Source organism: Solibacillus sp. FSL W7-1436 (assembly GCF_038007305.1).
Lineage (GTDB): Bacteria > Bacillota > Bacilli > Bacillales_A > Planococcaceae > Solibacillus.
In genome coordinates this window covers 1,182,910-1,203,607 of the sequence record NZ_JBBOWV010000001.1, presented here as the reverse complement: position 1 = coordinate 1,203,607, position 20,698 = coordinate 1,182,910, and the positions used below count along the sequence as shown (strand labels likewise).

Here is a 20,698-nt window from a genome sequence, read left to right as displayed (position 1 = left end):
ACTAAGGAAATCGAGCGGATGCAATCCTTAGTTGACGAGGTGGAGGTTTATCGAAATTTCGGCGGATGCCTCCCGATCGCACATGCCCGGTTGTAACTTTCGTTTTAAAACAGAGAAGCGATTCTTTGGACAGAAAAGCGAAACGGCATACAATTAAAAATAATATTCAGCTACATCACCTTTTTAAAAAAAGAGCTGGAACGTTACCGATGAGTGCAAGCTTTGCTAAACGAGAGCAAACATCACCTTCAGGTCAACCTTTCTAAAGTGCACTAGGCGAAAAAAGGCAGATTTCGTAGTCTGCTTTTGTGTTGCCTAAATGTGCTTGGATGTAGCTATTACATTGGAGGAAACGGATTATGTGTGGAATTGTAGGATATAACGGCGTATTGGACGCTAAAGAAATTTTATTAAAAGGTTTAGAGAAACTGGAATACCGCGGCTATGATTCTGCAGGGATCGCTGTACACAATGAAGAAGGCGTAACAGTTTTCAAAGAAAAAGGACGTATTGCAGATTTACGTAAAGCAGTTGATGGCGATGTGGAAGCAGCTGTAGGAATTGGGCATACACGTTGGGCAACTCACGGTGTACCTAACCGCTTAAATGCTCACCCACATACAAGTGCAACAGGCCGCTATACGCTTGTACACAATGGGGTTATCGAAAACTATCATTTGTTACAAAAAGCATATCTTAAAGGAATTCAGATGAACTCCGATACTGATACGGAAGTTATCGTACAGTTAATCGATTTATTTGCAAAAGAAGGCTTATCTACTTTAGATGCATTCCGTAAAACATTATCATTAGTGCACGGTTCTTATGCATTGGCGCTTTTGGATAATGAAGATGTGGAAACAATTTATGTAGCGAAAAACAAATCACCGTTATTAGTAGGTGTTGGTGAAGACTTCAACGTTATCGCTTCAGACGCAATGGCGATGCTGCAGGTAACTGACCAGTTTATCGAATTGCACGATAAAGAAGTTGTAATCGTACGTAAAGATAAAGTAGAAATCACAACATTAAATGGCCGTGTTGTTGAGCGTGCACCATATACAGCACAATTGGATGCTTCTGATATCGAAAAAGGAACATACCCTCACTATATGTTAAAAGAAATGGATGAGCAGCCTACTGTTATCCGCAAAATTATTCAAGCATATGAACAGGGAGAAGATGTGACGGTTGATGCAGATATTTTAAAAGCATTAGCAGAAGCTGACCGTCTATATATTATTGCGGCAGGAACAAGTTATCATGCCGGTTTGATCGGAAAACAGTATTTCGAAAAAATCGCTGGTATTCCAGTTGAAGTACACATTTCAAGCGAGTTTGGCTATAATATGCCGTTGCTATCGAAAAAACCTTTATTTATCTTCATTTCACAATCAGGTGAAACAGCGGACAGCCGTCAAGTATTAGTAAAAATCAAAGAGCTTGGCTACAAAGCGTTAACTGTAACGAACGTACAAGGCTCAACACTTTCACGTGAATCGGATTACACATTACTATTACATGCCGGTCCGGAAATTGCTGTAGCATCTACAAAAGCTTATGTTGCTCAAGTAGCTGTTTTAGCAGTAGCTGCCTATGCAGTTGCAAAAGAATTAGGAATGGAACTGGACTTTGATTTAAAACAGGAGCTGGCGATCGTTGCAAACGGCATCCAGACAATTATCGACTCTAAAGAAGAAATGGAACAGATTGCCGAAGATTATTTAAAAATCGCACGCAATGCATTCTTCATCGGTCGTAATATGGACTTCTGTGTATCACTTGAAGGTGCATTAAAACTTAAAGAGATCTCATACATTCAGGCAGAAGGTTTTGCCGGTGGTGAGTTAAAACACGGTACAATTGCATTAATCGAAGAAGGTACACCAGTCTTTGCGTTAGCAACACAACAGAGTGTGGCGCTCAACATTCGCGGAAACGTGAAGGAAGTAGTGGCGCGCGGTGCCAATGCATGTATTATTGCAATGGAAGGCATGGAAGAAGAGGGCGACCGTTTAGTCATCCCTTCAGTACATGAACTATTAACACCTCTAGTATCTGTTGTACCATTACAATTAATCAGCTACTATGCTGCACTTCACCGTCGTTGTGACGTTGATAAACCTCGTAACCTGGCAAAATCAGTTACGGTTGAATAGAGTTGAATATATAAACCGTTCGCTGTTGAAAGACAAAAAAGTCGGGAACTAGACAAAAAAGTCGGGAACTGGACAAAAAAGTCGGGAACTGAACAAAAAAGTTGGGAACTGATATATTCAATAAGAAAATTTAATCTAAAGCACGACCCAGGTTTTTATGGGGTCGTGCTCTTTTATGTTTATCTGTATTTACAGATAATTAAAGGGGGTTGACACCATTAAAGGTGCTTACGCCTTGTGGAGTCTGTCAAGAACGGTTGTTTTACTGGGATTTCCAAGTGAAATGTGCCATTTCAAATGATACATAAGCAATCATTTTTAAAACATTAAACGAACTACAACCTTACCATTGGACAGATACATATTACGAAGAAATGACTGAACAGTGGCAAAAAATATAGTTCCCAAACATCGCTTGGTTAAGCAGGAATTCTGCATTCAGTTTTTTCATTCGAATCAAATTTTCTTACGTTATAGTCCTGAAGAGACCACTTGCCTAAGGTTGACTCATCTTTTTTTACTGTTACCGTAAAAATATCAAGTGGATTATGTGTTCCTGTATAGGTCAATCCGTCTAACTTAACTTCGAATAACCAAGAACCTGAATGATCTAGCTTTTTAATTTCTACTACTCTTAAGCACATGAAACCAATTTCATTGGTAGTTCCATAGTGTTTTTCAACCGCTGAATACATTTGAGGTTGTAGTAAGTCAATAACTGCATCTTCCATTATATTTTCTCTAGTAGGAGGTGTACTGGTTGGTAAATTTTCTTGGGCTTGGATGTCCATTATAAGTATAAGCATTGTTAAAGGCACAAGTAGAAATAATTTTCTCATAACTCATTCATCCTTCACTTTTCTTGTTATCTTTCACTAAAGGAGAATAACTAATACAAAATTTTTTTATATTTAGTACGACCTTAATGGCTTTTACTTAATTAAATTCCCAAACGACGCTTTGGGTGCATTATGGAATTCAATTACAGCAGCGTTTTACTTGAATAAGAATTGTTGTAACTAAACTGGACAAAATAAAACTAAATAATATTTAGGGTGATGAAGTTGAATAAAATTTTTCCTCTTTTCTTATATTTATTAAGTTTCTTAATTTTGGGAATAAATGATGGACATGTTTCTGGGAATACAAACGATATTCCTCCACCTTTTGAGGAAATATATCCTGAAATAGGGTACAAATCGGTAGATGCAGCAGTAGACGATTTTGAACAACATTTTAATCAAGAGCTTATGTTACCAATAAGAGTACCACCAATTAGCTTTACGCATTACTGGGGCAGGTTTAGTGATTTAGATGGCGAAGCAAATGACACTCTTGAGGTTACATTTATAAGTGAACATTTTCCTAATAATCACTTTAAGATTGATGTGCGACCTATTCAACATAAAATCCCGTTTGAAAAGTATAAATCTAAAGAGATTAAATTAAAAAATGGGAATAATGCAATATATACTGGAGATTTATTCCTTGGTTTTAAATTGTTGATATTCGAAACAGATCATTGGCAATATGTGTTTAGTGTTGATGAAGATGTTTCCGATGAAGTAACACCTGAAATACTCGTCCAAATAGCAAATTCGATTGATTCTAAATAATCCTTATTTACCTAACGCTTTAGTGAAACAAGTATTTATAACGTATACAAAACAAATCTTAATAACTCCCAAATGACACTTTTGGGAAGGATTTTGAACCTATATAGTGTAATATAGATATATACAATTATTGGAAGGGGGATATTGGTGAAAAAGAAATTAAGTTTATTTTCACTATCAGCAGTATTGGCTTGTGGTATTTTTACATTTTCAAATAGTGCTTATGCAGTTACACATTTGAAAGAATTAAAAGACGACTATTATTCTACGGAGGTTCAAACTCTAACAGTTTTAGATTCCCAAGGTGTTTCCTACTTAACTACGGAAGAAGATTTACACACACCTTCTGGATTACCTATTTATAAAACTGAAGTATATTATGCCAACTTAGATGAATTAAGACAACAACCTGAGTTATTCGAATTTAAAAAAGATGTTGAAGGGCATTTGTATAAAGGTACTCTAGAATTATATCAAACTGAAATAGAAGACGACGGTAGCTGGAAAGCTATGTATAGCGGGGTAATTTCTAGAGTCGAATCGTCTAATGAATAACAGTTCCAATTTATACAAGTTGTATTCAAATAACGTTCCCAAATGAAAGTTTGGGGATACACAAAAAAAGCAGGAATGTTGTTAAATCAACGTTTCTGCTTTTACTATTGGTACATTGCTTATGCATAGTTATATGCATTTATATAAAATTCCCTTTTGGCCACGGTTTAAGCATGTTTTTGGGGACGCTGCGTCATTGACTTTCTTGCATAAAATCATGCATATCCCTATTGTTGCAAATCCACATTGTTTTTCATATTTTTCTTCCATCAACTGAACCTGTTAAGAAGAGTTTTTTATTTATGCCAAATTAACATGACCCTAATTCTCAACTTTTGGTCATGTTTTTCTTTTAAATTGACCGAAGATCATGAATGAGAAAGTTCTTATCTTTCCAACAATTGGGCGTATATAAAAATTCGAGTGAAGACCATTTATCTTGTAAATATCGGCCCTTTGAGAATGCCAACAATTCTTTTTTATGAATGGTTAACTTAACGTGGTCGTTAAGCTTTCCGAATAGTTCATATTTTAAGTCGCTTGTCATTGGGCAGTAGAAGATAGGTTTCGGATTTCCCATACCGAATGGCTCTAATGCAGCTAAATCATTGAATAACATCTGAGGGAATTTTTTTATATCCATTTGATTAATATATTGGATGATGGGTTGTTTTATAGGTTCATTTTCAACTACTAATTGAATCGCTCTTCTGAATGATTCGATTTTATCCATTTCAATAGTCAATCCTGCCGCACCTTCGTGACCACCATATTTTACTAAAAACTCCGAACAACTTTTAATTGGTTGAATAATTGAGAAATCCGTTCCTTGCACCGTTCTTGCTGAGCCTGTTCCTGATTGAGTAATAACGATGGCGGGTTTTTGAAAATTCTCTGTGATTCTTGCTGCAATGATTCCAATAATTCCATGGTGAAAGTCACCTTCAACAACAATAATTCGATCATGATTCCAGCCGTTTGTTAAAATTATTTCTTCAGCTAATAGATATTGGTTCTTTGATAAAGTCTGCCGTACACTATTTATTGCAATTAAATCTTTTAGTTCTTTTTCACTCGTATGTGGATTCGTCAACGCCAAAGTGGCTCTATTTGGATCGTCAATTCGTCCAATCGCATTAAAAATAGGTGCAATTTGAAAACCAATTTTTGAGCTATCAACATACGATATACGAAGCAAATCGATTAGTTTTTTTAAAATCGGTTGAGGATTGCTGTTCATTTTATGAATTCCAAGAGTACAGATCACCCGATTTTCTCCATCTAATGGCATTAAATCCGCAATTGTCCCAAGTGCAGCCATCTCAGCAAAATCCCACATGTGTTTTTCCCAAGATAACGTAGCTGTAACTTGAAACAACGCCTGTACTAATTTAAACGCAACCCCTGCTCCAGAAAGATTTGGATACGGGTATAAATTATCAGATCTTTTCGGATTGATAAAAGCATAACAATCGGGATGTTTACCCAATATTTCGTGATGATCTGTAACAATTACCTCGATGCCTTTTTCTTTTGCCGCTTTCATTGCATCATGAGCACTTGAACCATTATCTACGGTAATGATAAGTGCGATTCCTTTATTAGATATTTCTTCTATTGCTTTGGTGGAAATGCCATATCCTTCGTGTCTAATCGGTAAGCGAATTGACACATCTGCCCCAAAAAACTTTAAACAAGTATATAAAAGTGTAGATGAGCTAATACCATCCAAATCGTAATCGCCGAAAATCAGAATTGATTCTTTACGTTTCATTGCTTGAATGATGCGTACTACTGACTTCATCATATCATTCATTAAAAAGGGGTCATGTAAATGATTAATGGAAGGGAATAAAAATTTCCATACTTGCTCTTCTGTTTTGAACCCTTGTTTATAAATCTCATACATCAGAAGAGGATCTAAACATGTACTTCTCGCTAAATAATGAATGAGGTTTTTATTGGGGTGCGATTCTAACGAAGGATTTACTTCTATCCATGTTTTCGTGCTTTTATAGTTCATCAATAAACATCTCCAATGAAGTTTTTTCCTCGACTGTTTTGTTCATATGAATGTCATGTTTGACAAATTTTAAAAAGTTTATACGTATAATTCTTTTCCTTCTGGGAAATAAGGATTACTGATAAAAATTCGGCATTAGTCGAAATATCTATTCTCTTGGCTATGTTAAAGTTTATTGTTGATATAAGGTAAAAAATTAGAACTTCCATTTTTCTGGAAGTTCTATTAAATAATAATGTTTTATTCAACTAAAGCACCCGATAGCACAATAAGTTTTTTTCTATTCATTCATATAATGTAACAGTTTTTCGAAAAATTCATTGCTAACGGTTAACTGATACTGTTTTTCAACAAGATTTCGAAATTCCATAACGAGAAGCAAAGAGTTCTTATAGGCTTCATATAGTTCTAATTCATTTAATCGGGCAGTAGTCTTTTTAAACTTTTCATAGTTTTCAGGACTAATTTCTTTTTCAAGATTCTTTGTCATATTAAACCAATTATCGGCATTTTCTTCCGCAATTCGAATGAGTTGCAGTATATTTTTTTGTAATTGAGATAAAATTTCCAGTGAACGTGCATATTCCCCTCTTTTAAGAACATTAATCCCCATTAACCATAGGTTGGAAAAATTATTCAATAAAAAATTTACGTTTTCTTCTGTAAGTCTATTTGGTCCCGAACCTTCCAACCCTGATAAATACAATTCTAATTGTCCTGTTTCATCATAAATAAACATTGCTTTTGTGTCAGGAATGTAGCCTGATTCTTTGAATGAAGGAATAATATTCATTTCGCTTTCGGAAAGGAAATGAAATTCACCACGTATTAGATTTTCAAAAATTACTACTTCCGTACCGTACTCATTTTGATAGAGTAAATGGTAGGAAGCGACTTCATTTAGCCATTTTGCTGAATCAAAGGTGGAAATTGTATCATCTTTCAGAAAAACATAATATTCTATATCAGAGTATTGATCTCCCTCTCCTTTTGTAAAAGACCCATACATCATACAAGCAGATATTCGTTCATCTGACTGGACAAGTTCCTTAACCCTTGCCATTAGTTCTTTTTGTTTTAACAATTCGATTCCTTCTTTCTTTATTTTGATTCTGGGAGAATAATAAAAAATCCTCCCATATAATGTTGGAAGGATTAGTCATGTCACTCTTTACGATACTCAAATAAAACTAAGTAGCCTTTTTAGCTATTCAGTCTTACATTTATTTAGTATATGAAAAAATGGGCAAACTAATCCTAAGTTTTTAAACTGAAATATACTATTTCAATTGTTAAAAATTAGATTAGTTCTTCATTGTCCACCCATCTCTCCTTTCGATTAATAGTATATTAACACTTCATAGTTCAAAGTACAAGTTGTTGTGAAGAAATACACTTAAACTATCCTGCCCCGTTAGTTGAATAAGAAACACTGTTTAAACAGCAAATTTAGTTAACCTAATTGTATCATAAGTTTCTGAATTCTGTACTAAATTCCCTCTGATTATCAAATCATTCATTGTTACTTCATTTCTTTGATGTTGGATACTTTCTAAGACCTGAAACCAAGCAAGGTAATTGTTTAAATACTTAGTCGCAACACCATTAAATCGTTGTATCCAACCTTTTAGTCTTCTATGATAATTATTCACGTTCTGGATGTGGTAAAGCCCCTTTGTACGAATTTTACCATCGGACTTGAATTGGTAAATATCCATTCCCTTTTCAGCAGCATATGTTTTAAATGCACGCCAAGAATCCGTGCATAGTATATTTTCATTTGAAAGCTTATGCCCGATGGCTTTATCTAACTGTACTTTCGTTAATCTACCCATACCTAATATCTGCGAAATAGTGGTCTTGTCACGGTCTCTTGCAACTAATACACACACTTGTTCATTACTTATGCCACGTTTCTTTGCTGAACCACCACGTTTGCGAGGTTTTCTACCTTTAATTTTTCTTTGTCCTTTTTCTGAGTACAAGAAATAGGTCTCGTCCATTTCAACGATACCTTCAAAATTTGGTATTTCCATTTGCTTTAACGATGATAATAGTTTGTGCCTCCAATAAAATAAAGTGACGTGAGTAATGTTGCCGATTAAGTTAGCAGACTTCCGAAGAGAATAACCTTCAATCATACACTCAATAAATTTAATCCACTGGTTAAGGTGACGAGTTCGATAGAGAACTGTATTTGTGAGGTCGGTAAATGTCTTTTTACAAGCCTTACAGCGATAGCGTTGCTTTTTAACTTCTTCACCATCAACGATTGTTGTATATTTACCGAAGCGAACAATATGTTCTGATGTACAATCAGGACATTCATACCCATTCTTATTCTTACGTTCAGATATTTCGTGAAGAACGGTTCCAGTCGAACTTGATGCTCTTAGTGCATCAATTAAATATTCACGCAATCTGTGCTTCTCTGCGGGATTTAGTTTTTGAATGGCTTTAAGGATTTCAGTCGCTCTCACAATCATCACCAACCCTAATGTAGTTAGTTCAATTATAGAACATTCGTTCTTTAAAATCAATTATCAACAACTAACTTTAACAGAGCCATTCTCTTAAAAGACTTAAGGAATGAATTAGAAATATATTGAACTAACGGGTGCTTAATGCAAGAAGAGGAATTCCGAAATGTAGAATGATAACAAAGACAGGTAATTACTTATTTAATTGTACAATTTAATTAAAAGCACGATTCAACTTTCAGTTAACGGGTTCGGTTGATGGGGAAAAAACATTAAATAGCAGCATATTTGGGACACCAATTCATATATAAATTGGTGTCCTTATTTTTGTTGTTATATCAGAATCCCTAATGATTTAACACCTTAATTAGCACAACAATTCACATACAACTTGGAGAGACCACATAAATTTATGCGGTCTTGTTAAACTCTATGTCAAAACGGGTGTTAATTGTTCGCTTAATATCAAACTGAATTCTTTCTTCTAAAAGGGGAATAGGAAATTTATGTTAAAATAATTATATGGTAAAATTGAACAATTCTGAAAAAGGTATTAGCGTTCGGGTGCATTTCCCCATCAACCAAACCTATTACTATTTTATGAGTCTTTTTTGCTTTGAAACTCGTATAACTGATAAGTAAAAATATTTTAAAAAAAGAAAGAGGGATGAGAATGTCGAAAAAAATATTGGTTATATTGCTTGGTGGGATAATATTGATTTTAATTTTGGTATTTACTTTTCTGCAAAAGAACAATAATGTTACATCGGAATGGGAAGGATTTTATCTAGAACAAACAAGCAAAACCAGTGCTACGCAATACGCGATCTATTCTATTGATGGGACGCTCGTAATAAAAAATTCATTTATGCACCCTCCTCGTATTATTGGTTCTACCAAAGAAGATTTCAACAAGCATTTTACAATCACTGAAACGGAACTAATTCCTGGAGAGTATAAAAAATACAGTGTATTAAAGAACAAAGACACTTATACGATTAAAGTGAAGGGAAATCCAAAATTTAGTTATACTTTAAATAAAGTTGCACCAAGAAAATACAGAGGTGAGGATGGGATTGAATATTCAATTGGTTTTTATTTGGAATAACTTCCTCCAGGTAATTCCTCACTTCCCATCGGGTAGATGAAATTTAAATTAGCTAATAAAATACAGCAAAAAACGCTCAGAAACTGAGCGTTTTTTATTGTCAATTATAGTGTTAGTGTAGCTGTTGAAATATACGCTGATTAACCTGTTATTTACGTGGTTAATTGCACTTTTCTCCCCATCAACCGAACCCGTTAACTTTCAATGGATTGTTTTTTGTTTCATTGAAGGGATTTTACAACAACAAATAGAAATCAGAAGGAATAACAAATATTAGGGGGAGGAAATTTGTATACTGAAAACATTAGGCGTGCTATCAAAGTAATGGAAGATGAACAATACGAGGAATTCTTAATTAAATTGAGGAAAACCTTAAAATACAAACTCAATACGGATGTAAAGCCTTCTGAATTAAAAAAACAAGTAGAAAATTTTTTGCAAAATAAAATAGAAAAAATATCGATTAAATATCTCGAAGGGTATCTATTAACTTTGGACGAACTCTCTGTGGATGGTGGTTTTAAAGCGATTTTTCAGGGGAAAGTTACCGCTGCCAATACTTGGAGAGACTTATTAATTATTTCAACTCAAGATCAACCATTGCCACGAGATATAGATATTAATCTTGATGATGATCTATTAATAAAAGAAATTAAAGTATTGTTTATCAATGCATTAAAGTATTGTGCAAATGAAAACAAAGAAACGTTCCGAAATAATGTACATATCATTAATAGCTTTTTATCTATTCGTAAGGACTTGGAGTAATAATCCAAGTCCTTTTTAATATTATTTTTTAAAAACACGTTTATGTAGTTTATAATTTACATTTTTGGATAAAACTTAATTTTATAAGTAAATTGTATTTTACCTAAAAAGTGCAAAAAAAATATATTTTCTAAAAAAGGTTATAAAAAATAATTGTATTTATATCTTTTGTGATTTTTTGACTATCTCAAGCTAGAAAATTTTACAGCATGAAAAGCAGAATAGTACTAACTAAGATAGGAACAGACAACCAAGATGAAAGGCAGTGATAATTATCGCAAAAAGGAACACGCAATTAACGGAAAAGAAAATTGCCCAAATGGAAAAAGAAGGCCGTGGTCAGGGAACGGGGGCGAATTATAAGCCTTGGATAAACATTCAAGACTTCCCGTCTAATGGATTAGCCACGAGAGCCAAAGGTTGGAAAACAAATCGAATTCATCAATTCTTATCCAAATTAGAACGCGATTACTTTTATGTATTAGAGTGGAATCGAGCTGTTGTTGATATAAGAGAACAATATCCACTTACGCGAGAAGATACGCTATTCATCGCTGAAAGTAAAGGGTTTAAACACCCAACAGATCCCAAGTCACAAATTCCAATCGTGATGACCACAGATTTCCTTATCACATTATCTAATTCAGAAGGTACTACCCATGTTGCAAGAACGATAAAGCCATCACAGGAATTAGAAAACGAAAGAACCATAGAGAAATTTGAAATTGAACGGTCCTATTGGGAACAACAAGGAGTTGATTGGGGGATTATTACGGAAAAAGAGCTACCAAAGAAATTAATAGAAAATGTTGAATGGCTTCATTCTTCTTATTTCGAAATAGAAGACTTACCAATTTCAACTCTCCATACCTATACCGAACAAATGAAAACTTTCATCAAAAAATACAATACATCAATTATTGAGATGGTTACGGAATTTGATAAGAAATTCCAGTTAGGTAACGGTATGGGATTAGAAATTTTAAAGCATTTAATTGCACACCAAGAACTAAAAGTAGATATTAATCAAAAGATTCATACGCACCTTTGGTGTGAAGATGTATTTAAATAAATATTACTGAATAAGAAGGAATGAATTTAATGTTTGTCATTAATGACATTATTAGTTTTGAAGAGGCGAATGGTGAAAAACAATTAGAGCGTATTCTATGGATCGATGAAGGTAATGTAATTTGTTACACCATTAATATTGAAAATGAAAAAGCATTACCAATTAAGCGGAAAGTCTCAGACTTGCAGCAATTATTTAATGACCAATTGCTAACGTTAGTCGATAACGATCCTTATGCCTTTGTCTATCAAGATGAGAAACAAATTTCAGACAAAAATAAAACACTGCGAGATGAACGATGGAAAAGTATCGAAAGCATGGTTTTACAAGAACCAGATATATATGAAAGAGATAAAAGGGGTCAGCTTGTTCGTTTCTCAGTTGAAAACACAGGAAAAAACAAACGATTGTTTTATAAGTACATGGTTCAGTATTGGCAAAGAGGCAAAGTAAAAAGCGCATTGTTACCTAATTATACGAACTCTGGAGGTAGAGGGAAAGAGAAAACTTATAAAGATCAGAAAAACGGGAGACGAAGAAAGTTTGAAACGATAATCGGAAAAGGAGTTATTGTCACTGATGAAATTAAAAGAACGTTTGAAGTTGGCGTGAAAAGGTTTTATCATACCGTTAAAAAAAATTCTTTAGCCACGACGTATGATTTAATACTTAAAACCTTCTTTGTGGCAGATTATCGTTATGATAATGGTGTAAAGAAACCCATTCTGTTAGACCAAGATCAAATCCCCTCTTTTAGACAGTTCCGATATTGGTACGAAAAGACTTATCAATCTGAAGAAAAAATTCGTAACCGAAAAGGAAACCGAAAATATGAATTAAACCATCGGGCTGTATTAGGTACTTCAGTTGGTGATTTATATGGACCAGGAACGAAATATCAAATTGATGCAACAGTTGCAGATGTTTATATTGTTAGTTCATTTAATCGGAACTGGATTATTGGTCGTCCTGTCATTTATGTAGTGATTGATGTGTTTAGCCGTATGGTGGTTGGATTATATGTCGGGCTTGAGGGACCATCTTGGTTTGGAGCAATGATGGCACTTGCTAATACCGCTAGTGATAAAGTTTCGTATTGTAGACAATACAGTATTGAGATTGAAAAGGAAGAATGGGCTTGTCATTACCTACCCCAGACATTCCTTGCTGACCGTGGCGAATTGGAAGGCTACAATGTTGAGCGTCTTATCTCTGCTTTTAATATAAAGGTAGAGAATACACCGCCATATCGAGCAGATTGGAAAGGAATAGTTGAGCAACATTTCAGAATCATTAATATAACTGGTATCAAACCATTTCTTCCTGGCGTTGTGGACACAGATGTAAGAGTTAGAGGAGATAGAGATTACCGATTAGATGCAACGTTAACATTAGAGGAATTTACCAGCGTTATCATCAAATGCGTTCTCCATCATAACAATCATCATTGGTTAAAAAATTACAATCAGGATGAAATGATGATTCAAGATGAAATCTCACTTATTCCACGAGAATTGTGGAATTGGGGTATTAAGAATCGCTCTGGTAAACTTCGTTCGTACTCAGAAGATATTGTGAAACTGCATTTGCTACCGACCGCAAATGCCCGTGTAACGTATAAAGGAATTGAGTTTAAGAAAATGCGTTTTAGTAGCGATACAGCATTGAAAGAGAATTGGTTTGGGGAGGCAAGAGAAAAGAGTTGGCAAATTCCAATTTGTTACGATCCACGCGACATGTCCCGTATTTATTTGCCGAGTGAAGATGGTAAAAGTTATGAAGTAGCCACATTGTTAGACCATCATAAGAAATACGCAGGTAAGACAATGGAAGAAGTGGAGTATTACTTTGCTTACGAATTGTTAAAGAAACAACAGTTTGCACATGAAGAAACACAAAACAAAGTTGATTTAGCAAGTGATATTGAACACATTGTCCAAAAGGCACAGAAATCTCTAAATCAAGAAAAAATTGATCTGAGCAATAATCAAAAAGTAAAAGGAATTCGTGAAAATCGCTCAATAGAAAAAGAAGTAAAGCGTAAAGCAGAAACCTTTTTATTAGCAGATGCAAATCGACTGGAACAACCCGATGTACCTGAACCGATTATGGAAGAAACAATTACCCAACAAAGCGTTTCAAAGATTGAATTATTACGTCAAAAGCAAAAGGAGAAATTAAAGAATGCAAGAGTTAGTCACTAATGATAGGCAACTGTTGTACGGAAAAGAAATAGTAGACGCTATATATAGTGAACAAATTGTACAAGATTATGAATCTAATCCTTTAATTGAGGCACTGCCGCCAATATTTACGGAGGATGAAGTAATCGAACAATTATCAGTTTTTCCATCGTTTGATGAAAAAGAACGTGTTCTAAACCCTAATTATCGTTTTCATTGTGTCCAGAGATTATTTCAATACTTTCAACCATTTGAAACGCACTTAGATTTAGAACAACGCATTTCAAGAGCCATTCGTCAAGGATACTTGCACCGAAACCCAATGAAGAGAGAAGAAGTCATGCGGGTGCATGAGAGTTATCAAGCGATAAAAGCAGGGAAATTTTTAAAAAACTATCAAACCGAGGTGAAACGAACAGCAGCTGGATTTACGATTATTGGTCTTTCGGGTATTGGGAAATCAACGGCAATTGAACGGGTTTTATCTTTTTACCCGCAATTGATTAAGCACCGTGACTATAAGGGAAAACCGTTTATTTTCACACAAATTAGTTGGATGAAGTTAGAGTGCCCTTTTGATGGATCATTGAAAGGGCTATGTATTAGCTTTTTTTCAGAATTAGACCGATTATTAGGTTCCAACTATTTAAATAAGTTCGGTGCTCAGCGAAATACGACTGATTTAATGCTTCAACGAATGGCACACCTTGCAAGCCTGCATGGGGTTGGATTACTCATTATTGATGAAATTCAGCACCTCAGCCTTAGTAAAAGTGGCGGTTCGGATAAAATGCTAAACTTTTTTGTCACGCTGGTGAACACCATCGGCATTCCTGTTTTAATGGTTGGTACCAATAAAGCGATTTCTATTTTGCAAAGTGAGTTTCGTCAAGCAAGACGGGGAAGCGGTCAGGGAGATATGGTCTGGTCACAAATGCCAAAAGATACGTCATGGGAGTTATTTTTGGAGGGGATGTGGGAGTATCAATGGACAGCTGATTACACACCTTTGACTGAAGAACTCAGTGATTTTTTATACGAAGAGAGTCAAGGGATTATTGATATTGCAATCAAACTTTTTATGCTATCTCAGGTCAGTGCAATTTCGACTGGCACAGAAAAAATAAGCAAGAAAATAATCCAACAAGTGGCGAAAGATAGTCTGCGATTGGTTAAACCAATGTTAGATGCTTTGAAGTCAGGTATTCCAAGTGAAATTGCCAAGTATGAGGATATTCGTCCCATTGATATAGATGAAGAAATGGAAAGATACAAAGCTTCCGTTGACTTGCAAGAAAAAATTCGCATTCAAAAGAAATTGCAACAGCAGAAACGACAAAAAATGAAGCAATCTCTTTTAGAAGATATGACTTTGCAATTATTATCAATGGATTTTGAACCAAAGGAAATTGAGCGTGCTGTAAAAAGCGTATTAAACAACTTTGGAGAAGATGTCGAAAAACCGACGTTGCTAAAAGAAACAGTAAAACTCCTAATTGACAAGGATGAAATGAAGGCGGAAAGCAAAGCTGTGAAAAAGAAAGCAAAAACAACAAGCGAAAATTACTTGATTCAATTAATGCAAGAAGCAAGGAAAAAGAAAAAGTCTGTTCATGAATACTTTTTGGATAAAGCTATTATTAAACAACCATTAGACGAGTTCTGGGAGGATGAAGATGATGTTGAATTGGTTTCCAACGCCGTATCCTGACGAATTATTGTATAGTGTTCTAGCAAGGTACCATGTTAGGTCTGGAAATATAAGTCCTAAAGTGACAACTGAAGAACTGTTTGGAAAAAGGACAATTAGATCAGTTTGGGATTTACCAGCAAACTTAAACATATTACTCAATCAAACAGGGTCTTATTGGAATACGGATCAGTTAATTTTCAATCATACAATGTATCCGTATTATGCTGCTTTTTTATTACCAAAGCAAGCTGATCAAGTAAAGCAATCCATGATTGGCAATAAGGGTAGCACGATTCATACTCGCATAGGCGTTTCAGCAAGTAATGTGAAATTAAAATCTCACCTTTGGGTATGTAGTGATTGTATCAAAGAAGATATGAATACTTGTGGCGAAACGTATTGGCGTCGTATTCATCAATGTCCAGGTGTTTATATTTGTCCTAAACATGAAACGGTTTTAGAAGAAACAGTTGTTTCTACCAAGGCTATCAATCAGCATGAGTATGTAATTGCAACTTCAACGGTAGAAAGGAAAAAAATGAATACCGATGGATTAAAGGAAGATGAAGTTCAATTGTTATTAGAAATTGCAAAAGCATCTTATGCGTTATTAATAAACAGTCATCTTCAAAAAACGAATAACACGTTGCAGCAAAAATATAAAGAGTTTTTAAAGCAAAATGACTATGCAACTTCAAATGGCATTTTAAAACGAAATCGATTATACACCAGCTTTAGGGCGAAATTCTCTGAGCGTTGCTTGGAACTTTTACAATCTACGGTTGTATTAGAAGAAACTGATTGGCTTACTATGATATTCCAAAAGCACCGTAAATCCTTTCACCCGATTCGGCATTTATTAGTCATGTTATTTCTAGATACCAATTTGGATCATTTATTAGATAAAAATAAGTATCAGCCCTTTGATAAAGCTCCGTGGTTATGTTTGAATGTAGCTTGCTCAAATTTTCAGAAGTCTGTTGTTAAAGAGTTAACAATAACAATCGACTACGATACGAGGAAGCCAGTTGGAACCTTTCGATGTGACTGTGGTTTTATTTATTCAAGAAAAGGACCCGATAAAATATCGGCAGACAAATATCGAATTGGCAGGATTAAAGAATATGGACATGTTTGGAAAGGGAAACTAACTGAATTAGTGAGTGAGGGTAAATCACTTACAGAGATTTCGAGAGATTTGCATGCTGATCGTGCAACAGTCAAAAAATACGCTGCCGAGTTGGAGTTGATTGTTCCTTGGAAATCTCCCAAAAATAAAAAGAAAAACACTAATATTCCTTCTGAAGAATATGAAAATCAGCTTGCTGAAAGAAAGAATAAATGGTTGGAAACTCAAACGTCATATCCTGAAAAGTCGAAAACGGAACTCAGAAGATTGGTACCAGATGTTTATGCCTTTTTGTATCGAAACGACCGAGAGTGGTTAAATGAATTCTCGCCAAGTAAGAAAAGAGTTCTGCCTCCTAATTACCGAGTGGACTGGGAAAATAGAGATGAAGAAATGGTGAATGCTTTAAAGAAAGTGGTTCAAAGTTGGGATGTTGCTACTGATAAACCTACAAGAATCACAATAACTTCTCTCGGAAAGGAAATAAACCGATTTTCGTTATTACAGAAGAAAGCGGACAAGCTACCAAAAACGATGGATTTTATCCGTAAAGTTTCAGAGGATGTAGTAACCTTTCAAAAAAGGCGTATCGAATTCTGCATAAAAAAGTTAAAAGAAGAGGGTGAACCAATTATCGAATGGAAAATATACAAAAAGGCAGGGCTTCGACCGACGGTTTCGGGTGAAGTTAAACGGTATATTTCGCTTAGGGTAACTGAGTATGAATCCACTAATAATTAATCTTTGAGTAAACAAGTCACCCTCAATTAAGAGGGTGACTTGTTTTAAAAATCATGCTATTTTGTCAATTACTAAGGGCACATTCAACGAAAGTCTAGGGTGAGTGAAATCACCATCAAGAGTTATAAATTTATCACATCCATTATTGATTGCAATTGCTAAATGTAGTGAATCAGTAGAGTCGAGTTGATAATTTAGCTGATAATTTATAGCGTTTTGTAAATCATCCACATTTGAATCCAAATGTGAGAAATATACTCCTTGTCTTTCAATGATTAGGATTATCCCATCATATAAATCCTTCGCTTTGTTATAGAAACAATCCAATAAATGAATTTTATTTTCATTTGATTTTGCTTCCTTTATTAGGTCAGGAATATATAAACTTTCTGGATTTTGCTTATAATAGGTAAAATTATGAGAAGCTGTTTTATTGAGATATTGGACTGCTTCTAATTCTACAAGATAACCCCTTTCTTTCTCAGGAATAAAGTCAATTCTTCCATTTTTTTTATGTATTATAGATTGGTATCGACGGAAAGTTGACAACGCCCTCTTGACGATAAATTTGAAAATATTGTTATAGACTTCAGTATAAACGTGATTACTAATTGTGTATGTCACATTACTTTTTCCAGATTCTCGAATGAAATCAATTACAGCTTGATATCGGCTATCGTTTGCTTGTGTCATTGTTAGAAGAAAACAAGCATCTACGTAATATTTAGATGCTTGAGTTCCCATAGGATTGTTTTTAATCATTTTTTACCTACTTTGCTTATAAACATCCATCAGGTTTTGGCCAAAAGCATTTCCATCTAAACCTAATGCTTTGACCATTTCATGAATGTCGTTGGATTTAAGTGATTTAATTTTTTGATTTACCGTATTATCAACTTTTTCAGGGGGTTTAACTGGGATATCTATTGTCAAGTCCACCACTCCTATTTTTTTATTATTTGTAAAATTATACATTTTTTTAAAATGTTTGTCCATAGGGATCGACTCCTTTTTACACTTATCCCCTATTTCATGGATTTTATTCAATATATGCTTGGTTTCTTTAAAAATGAAAAACTCCTTTATATTAAAACGTATGAATGCAAGTTATGGCGTTCCATAGTTCCCGACTTTTTTGTCATGGAATAAAAATGAGTGGTTCCCGACTTTTACTTTTAGTGTTTGTCATATTGAACGATAGAATGCGGGTTTGAACATATCATAGTTCCCGACTTTTTTGTCTTTGAACATTCGCTTATCTATTAAGCGAACGGTTTTTTTAGTGTGCCGGGCATGTCTGCCAACTAGGTGATGAAAGTTCACTGTGGACGTTGGGATATGCGAACCATTAGCCGAAGACAAGGGTGTCCGTGGCGACGCGGAATCTGAAGGAAGTCCTAGGCAAAATCTTGGTCTGAGGAATACGAATCGTATGAGGTTGATTCATCTGGATAAGGTTGCTAAACAAACTGAAGTCCCAAATATCCTCGGAAGATGAGTCAATAAATGCGGCAGATAGATGAGAGGAAAGTGGGCAGGCTTACCCCGGGAGATCTGATGAATAACCCCAGAGGAACCTGTGCAGTGATGTACAGCTGAATCATCAGAAGTCAGCAGAAGCCATAGTACCAGCAATGGGAAGGGCTGAACGAAAGGAGTGAACGTGAAGGAGAATATTACATGGAGATGAAGATACAGAACCGAAAGGGCTACCCTAAAAGTAAGGTACGGAATACCTCATGTTTAGGTTTAGCGTGGAATCTATCATGTGCATTTCTCTATACACGCGAACATATGGAAGGATTAATCAACGTAATAATAAGCAGAGATAATTTGAACGAAGCTTTTGAGAAAGTGCGTAAAAATAAAGGTGCAGCCGGTGTCGATGCGAAAGATATAGAGGCAACCCGCCAATACTTAAAAGAGAATAATACTCAGATTATCGAAATGATTAAAACAGGTAAATATAAACCGCAACCGGTTAAAAGAGTTGAAATTCCCAAACCAGATGGAGGGAAACGACTATTAGGAATTCCCACGGTTACAGACCGTGTTATTCAACAAGCGGTTGTACAAGTGTTAACCCCAATACTAGACCCAATGTTTAGTAACTATAGTTATGGGTTTCGCCCGAATAAAAGTGCTCATCAAGCAATTGAACAAGCAAGAAGTTATATTGAGGAAGGTCATAAGTTTGTCGTAGACATCGACTTAGAGAAATTCTTTGATAGAGTTCAGCATGACAAGCTGATGTCACTCATGGCGAAATATATTTTATGTAAACCGACATTAAAGCTAATAAGAAGTTTCTTAAACGCTGGTACCATGATAGACGGAACTTTTATTCACTCAAAAGAAGGTACGCCACAAGGTGGACCGTTAAGTCCATTACTGAGTAATGTAATCCTTCATGAACTTGATAAAGAACTAGAGAAACGCAATCATAAATTCGTTCGTTACGCAGATGACTGCAACATTTATGTCAAAAGTGAAAGAGCAGGAGAACGAGTTAAAGAAGGCGTCACGACATTTATCGAAAAGAAACTTAAATTAAAAGTGAATGAAGAGAAATCAGCAGTGGGAAAGCCGATAGCACGTGTATTTTTAGGTGTGAGCTTCTATAACGCCAGAGGTGTAATCAGAGTATACGTGCCAAAGAAATCAAAGAAGCGTTTCGAAGAAAAGCTAAAATATATTACAAATCGTAATTACTCAATTGATATGGAATCGCGCATTCAGAAAATCAATTATCTCATTCAAGGATGGGGCAACTATTTTAAAATTGCCGACATAAAATCCTACGCAAAGGAAATAGATAGCCATATTCGAAGAAGATTAAGGGCATGTCGATGGAAAGAATGGAAAAGAACCATAACAAAATATAGAAACCTCAAAAGACTAGGTATCAACCATAACGATGCCTATAGAATGGCCAATACTCGTAAAGGGTACTGGCGCTCCTCAAATAATCCAATCATCGACCGAGCATTAAACAATAAATATTGGTTAAAACTCAAGTTGAAAAACCTCGCTACAATCATTAATCCTACATAAAACTTTTGAACCGCCGTATACGGAACCGTACGTACGGTGGTGTGAGAGGTCGGTTAGCCAATTAATGGCTAACCTCCTACTCGATTATTAATATAGCTAATCATCTTTAGCGAAATT

At 35.1% G+C, this 20,698-nt stretch carries 16 protein-coding genes and 1 pseudogene; 11 read left to right on the top strand and 6 right to left on the bottom strand.

The genetic code is table 11. From position 1 onward, the window contains the following. Positions 1 to 359 precede the first annotated feature (359 nt). Positions 360 to 2,159 carry a glutamine--fructose-6-phosphate transaminase (isomerizing) gene (glmS, locus tag MKX73_RS06035; protein ID WP_340716713.1) on the top strand — a complete coding sequence of 600 codons (1,800 nt, stop codon included), beginning with the start codon at positions 360 to 362 and terminating at the stop codon, positions 2,157 to 2,159. A 218-nt stretch (positions 2,160 to 2,377) separates the two neighbouring features. Then, a pseudogene (locus MKX73_RS06030) lies at positions 2,378 to 2,560 on the top strand (cytidine deaminase); the annotation flags it as partial. A gap of 18 nt (positions 2,561 to 2,578) precedes the next feature. Here MKX73_RS06030 and MKX73_RS06025 read toward each other — a convergent pair. After that, on the bottom strand, positions 2,579 to 2,998 hold the full coding sequence (locus MKX73_RS06025; protein WP_340716712.1) for a DUF3888 domain-containing protein: 420 nt from the start codon (positions 2,996 to 2,998) through the stop codon (positions 2,579 to 2,581). Positions 2,999 to 3,217: 219 nt separating this feature from the next. Here MKX73_RS06025 and MKX73_RS06020 point away from each other — a divergent pair, with 219 nt between their 5' ends. Together MKX73_RS06020 and MKX73_RS06015 are read left to right on the top strand one after the other, a co-directional pair. Next, positions 3,218 to 3,775, top strand: a complete 558-nt coding sequence (locus MKX73_RS06020) for a hypothetical protein (RefSeq protein ID WP_340716711.1) — start codon at positions 3,218 to 3,220, stop codon at positions 3,773 to 3,775. A 147-nt stretch (positions 3,776 to 3,922) separates the two neighbouring features. Then, positions 3,923 to 4,330, top strand: coding sequence for a hypothetical protein (locus tag MKX73_RS06015; RefSeq protein ID WP_340716710.1), 408 nt, complete (start codon positions 3,923 to 3,925; stop codon positions 4,328 to 4,330). 352 nt (positions 4,331 to 4,682) lie between these two features. Here MKX73_RS06015 and recJ read toward each other — a convergent pair whose 3' ends face one another. From recJ to MKX73_RS06000, 3 genes are all read right to left on the bottom strand, one after another. Continuing rightward, positions 4,683 to 6,353, bottom strand: coding sequence for a single-stranded-DNA-specific exonuclease RecJ (recJ, locus tag MKX73_RS06010; protein ID WP_340718857.1), 1,671 nt, complete (start codon positions 6,351 to 6,353; stop codon positions 4,683 to 4,685). A 280-nt stretch (positions 6,354 to 6,633) separates the two neighbouring features. Further along, a complete protein-coding gene (lnu(G), locus tag MKX73_RS06005; RefSeq protein ID WP_153863849.1) occupies positions 6,634 to 7,437 on the bottom strand; it encodes a lincosamide nucleotidyltransferase Lnu(G) in 804 nt (267 codons plus the stop codon). 352 nt (positions 7,438 to 7,789) lie between these two features. Next, complete coding sequence (locus MKX73_RS06000) at positions 7,790 to 8,833, bottom strand: IS1595-like element ISBsp6 family transposase (RefSeq protein WP_076611814.1); 1,044 nt, start codon at positions 8,831 to 8,833, stop codon at positions 7,790 to 7,792. A gap of 673 nt (positions 8,834 to 9,506) precedes the next feature. Here MKX73_RS06000 and MKX73_RS05995 point away from each other — a divergent pair. From MKX73_RS05995 to MKX73_RS05970, 6 genes are all read left to right on the top strand, one after another. Further along, positions 9,507 to 9,941, top strand: coding sequence for a hypothetical protein (locus MKX73_RS05995; RefSeq protein ID WP_340716709.1), 435 nt, complete (start codon positions 9,507 to 9,509; stop codon positions 9,939 to 9,941). A gap of 288 nt (positions 9,942 to 10,229) precedes the next feature. Then, positions 10,230 to 10,709, top strand: a complete 480-nt coding sequence (locus tag MKX73_RS05990) for a hypothetical protein (protein WP_340716708.1) — start codon at positions 10,230 to 10,232, stop codon at positions 10,707 to 10,709. 265 nt (positions 10,710 to 10,974) lie between these two features. Beyond that, positions 10,975 to 11,781: a TnsA endonuclease N-terminal domain-containing protein gene (locus MKX73_RS05985; RefSeq protein WP_340716707.1), complete on the top strand. Its 807-nt coding sequence runs from the start codon at positions 10,975 to 10,977 to the stop codon at positions 11,779 to 11,781. Positions 11,782 to 11,810: 29 nt separating this feature from the next. Beyond that, positions 11,811 to 13,985 carry a Mu transposase C-terminal domain-containing protein gene (locus tag MKX73_RS05980; protein ID WP_340716706.1) on the top strand — a complete coding sequence of 725 codons (2,175 nt, stop codon included), beginning with the start codon at positions 11,811 to 11,813 and terminating at the stop codon, positions 13,983 to 13,985. Beyond that, positions 13,966 to 15,675: an ATP-binding protein gene (locus tag MKX73_RS05975; RefSeq protein ID WP_340716705.1), complete on the top strand. Its 1,710-nt coding sequence runs from the start codon at positions 13,966 to 13,968 to the stop codon at positions 15,673 to 15,675. The genes MKX73_RS05980 and MKX73_RS05975 overlap by 20 nt, the downstream gene beginning before the upstream one ends. Beyond that, entirely contained in the window at positions 15,641 to 17,527 is a 1,887-nt protein-coding gene (locus tag MKX73_RS05970) for a TnsD family transposase (RefSeq protein WP_340716704.1), read from the top strand. The genes MKX73_RS05975 and MKX73_RS05970 overlap by 35 nt, the downstream gene beginning before the upstream one ends. A gap of 51 nt (positions 17,528 to 17,578) precedes the next feature. Here MKX73_RS05970 and MKX73_RS05965 read toward each other — a convergent pair whose 3' ends face one another. Beyond that, positions 17,579 to 18,289 (bottom strand): type II toxin-antitoxin system VapC family toxin, encoded by a 711-nt coding sequence (locus MKX73_RS05965; protein WP_340716703.1) that lies wholly within the window; start codon positions 18,287 to 18,289, stop codon positions 17,579 to 17,581. Positions 18,290 to 18,292: 3 nt separating this feature from the next. Then, positions 18,293 to 18,523 carry a hypothetical protein gene (locus tag MKX73_RS05960; protein ID WP_340716702.1) on the bottom strand — a complete coding sequence of 77 codons (231 nt, stop codon included), beginning with the start codon at positions 18,521 to 18,523 and terminating at the stop codon, positions 18,293 to 18,295. Positions 18,524 to 19,321: 798 nt separating this feature from the next. Here MKX73_RS05960 and ltrA point away from each other — a divergent pair. Further along, entirely contained in the window at positions 19,322 to 20,581 is a 1,260-nt protein-coding gene (gene ltrA / locus MKX73_RS05955; RefSeq protein ID WP_340718855.1) for a group II intron reverse transcriptase/maturase, read from the top strand. Positions 20,582 to 20,698: the final 117 nt, after the last annotated feature.

Bases quoted from the DNA above. Each gene is read 5' to 3' on its own strand.
- MKX73_RS05980 (WP_340716706.1), top strand. From the start codon at position 11,811: ATGTTTGTCATTAATGACATTATTAGTTTTGAAGAGGCGAATGGTGAA.
- MKX73_RS05965 (WP_340716703.1), bottom strand. From the start codon at position 18,289: ATGATTAAAAACAATCCTATGGGAACTCAAGCATCTAAATATTACGTA.
- MKX73_RS05960 (WP_340716702.1), bottom strand. From the start codon at position 18,523: ATGGACAAACATTTTAAAAAAATGTATAATTTTACAAATAATAAAAAA.
- MKX73_RS05995 (WP_340716709.1), top strand. From the start codon at position 9,507: ATGTCGAAAAAAATATTGGTTATATTGCTTGGTGGGATAATATTGATT.
- MKX73_RS06020 (WP_340716711.1), top strand. From the start codon at position 3,218: ATGAAGTTGAATAAAATTTTTCCTCTTTTCTTATATTTATTAAGTTTC.
- glmS (WP_340716713.1), top strand. From the start codon at position 360: ATGTGTGGAATTGTAGGATATAACGGCGTATTGGACGCTAAAGAAATT.
- MKX73_RS05975 (WP_340716705.1), top strand. From the start codon at position 13,966: ATGCAAGAGTTAGTCACTAATGATAGGCAACTGTTGTACGGAAAAGAA.
- MKX73_RS06025 (WP_340716712.1), bottom strand. From the start codon at position 2,998: ATGAGAAAATTATTTCTACTTGTGCCTTTAACAATGCTTATACTTATA.
- MKX73_RS05970 (WP_340716704.1), top strand. From the start codon at position 15,641: ATGATGTTGAATTGGTTTCCAACGCCGTATCCTGACGAATTATTGTAT.
- ltrA (WP_340718855.1), top strand. From the start codon at position 19,322: ATGGAAGGATTAATCAACGTAATAATAAGCAGAGATAATTTGAACGAA.
- recJ (WP_340718857.1), bottom strand. From the start codon at position 6,353: ATGAACTATAAAAGCACGAAAACATGGATAGAAGTAAATCCTTCGTTA.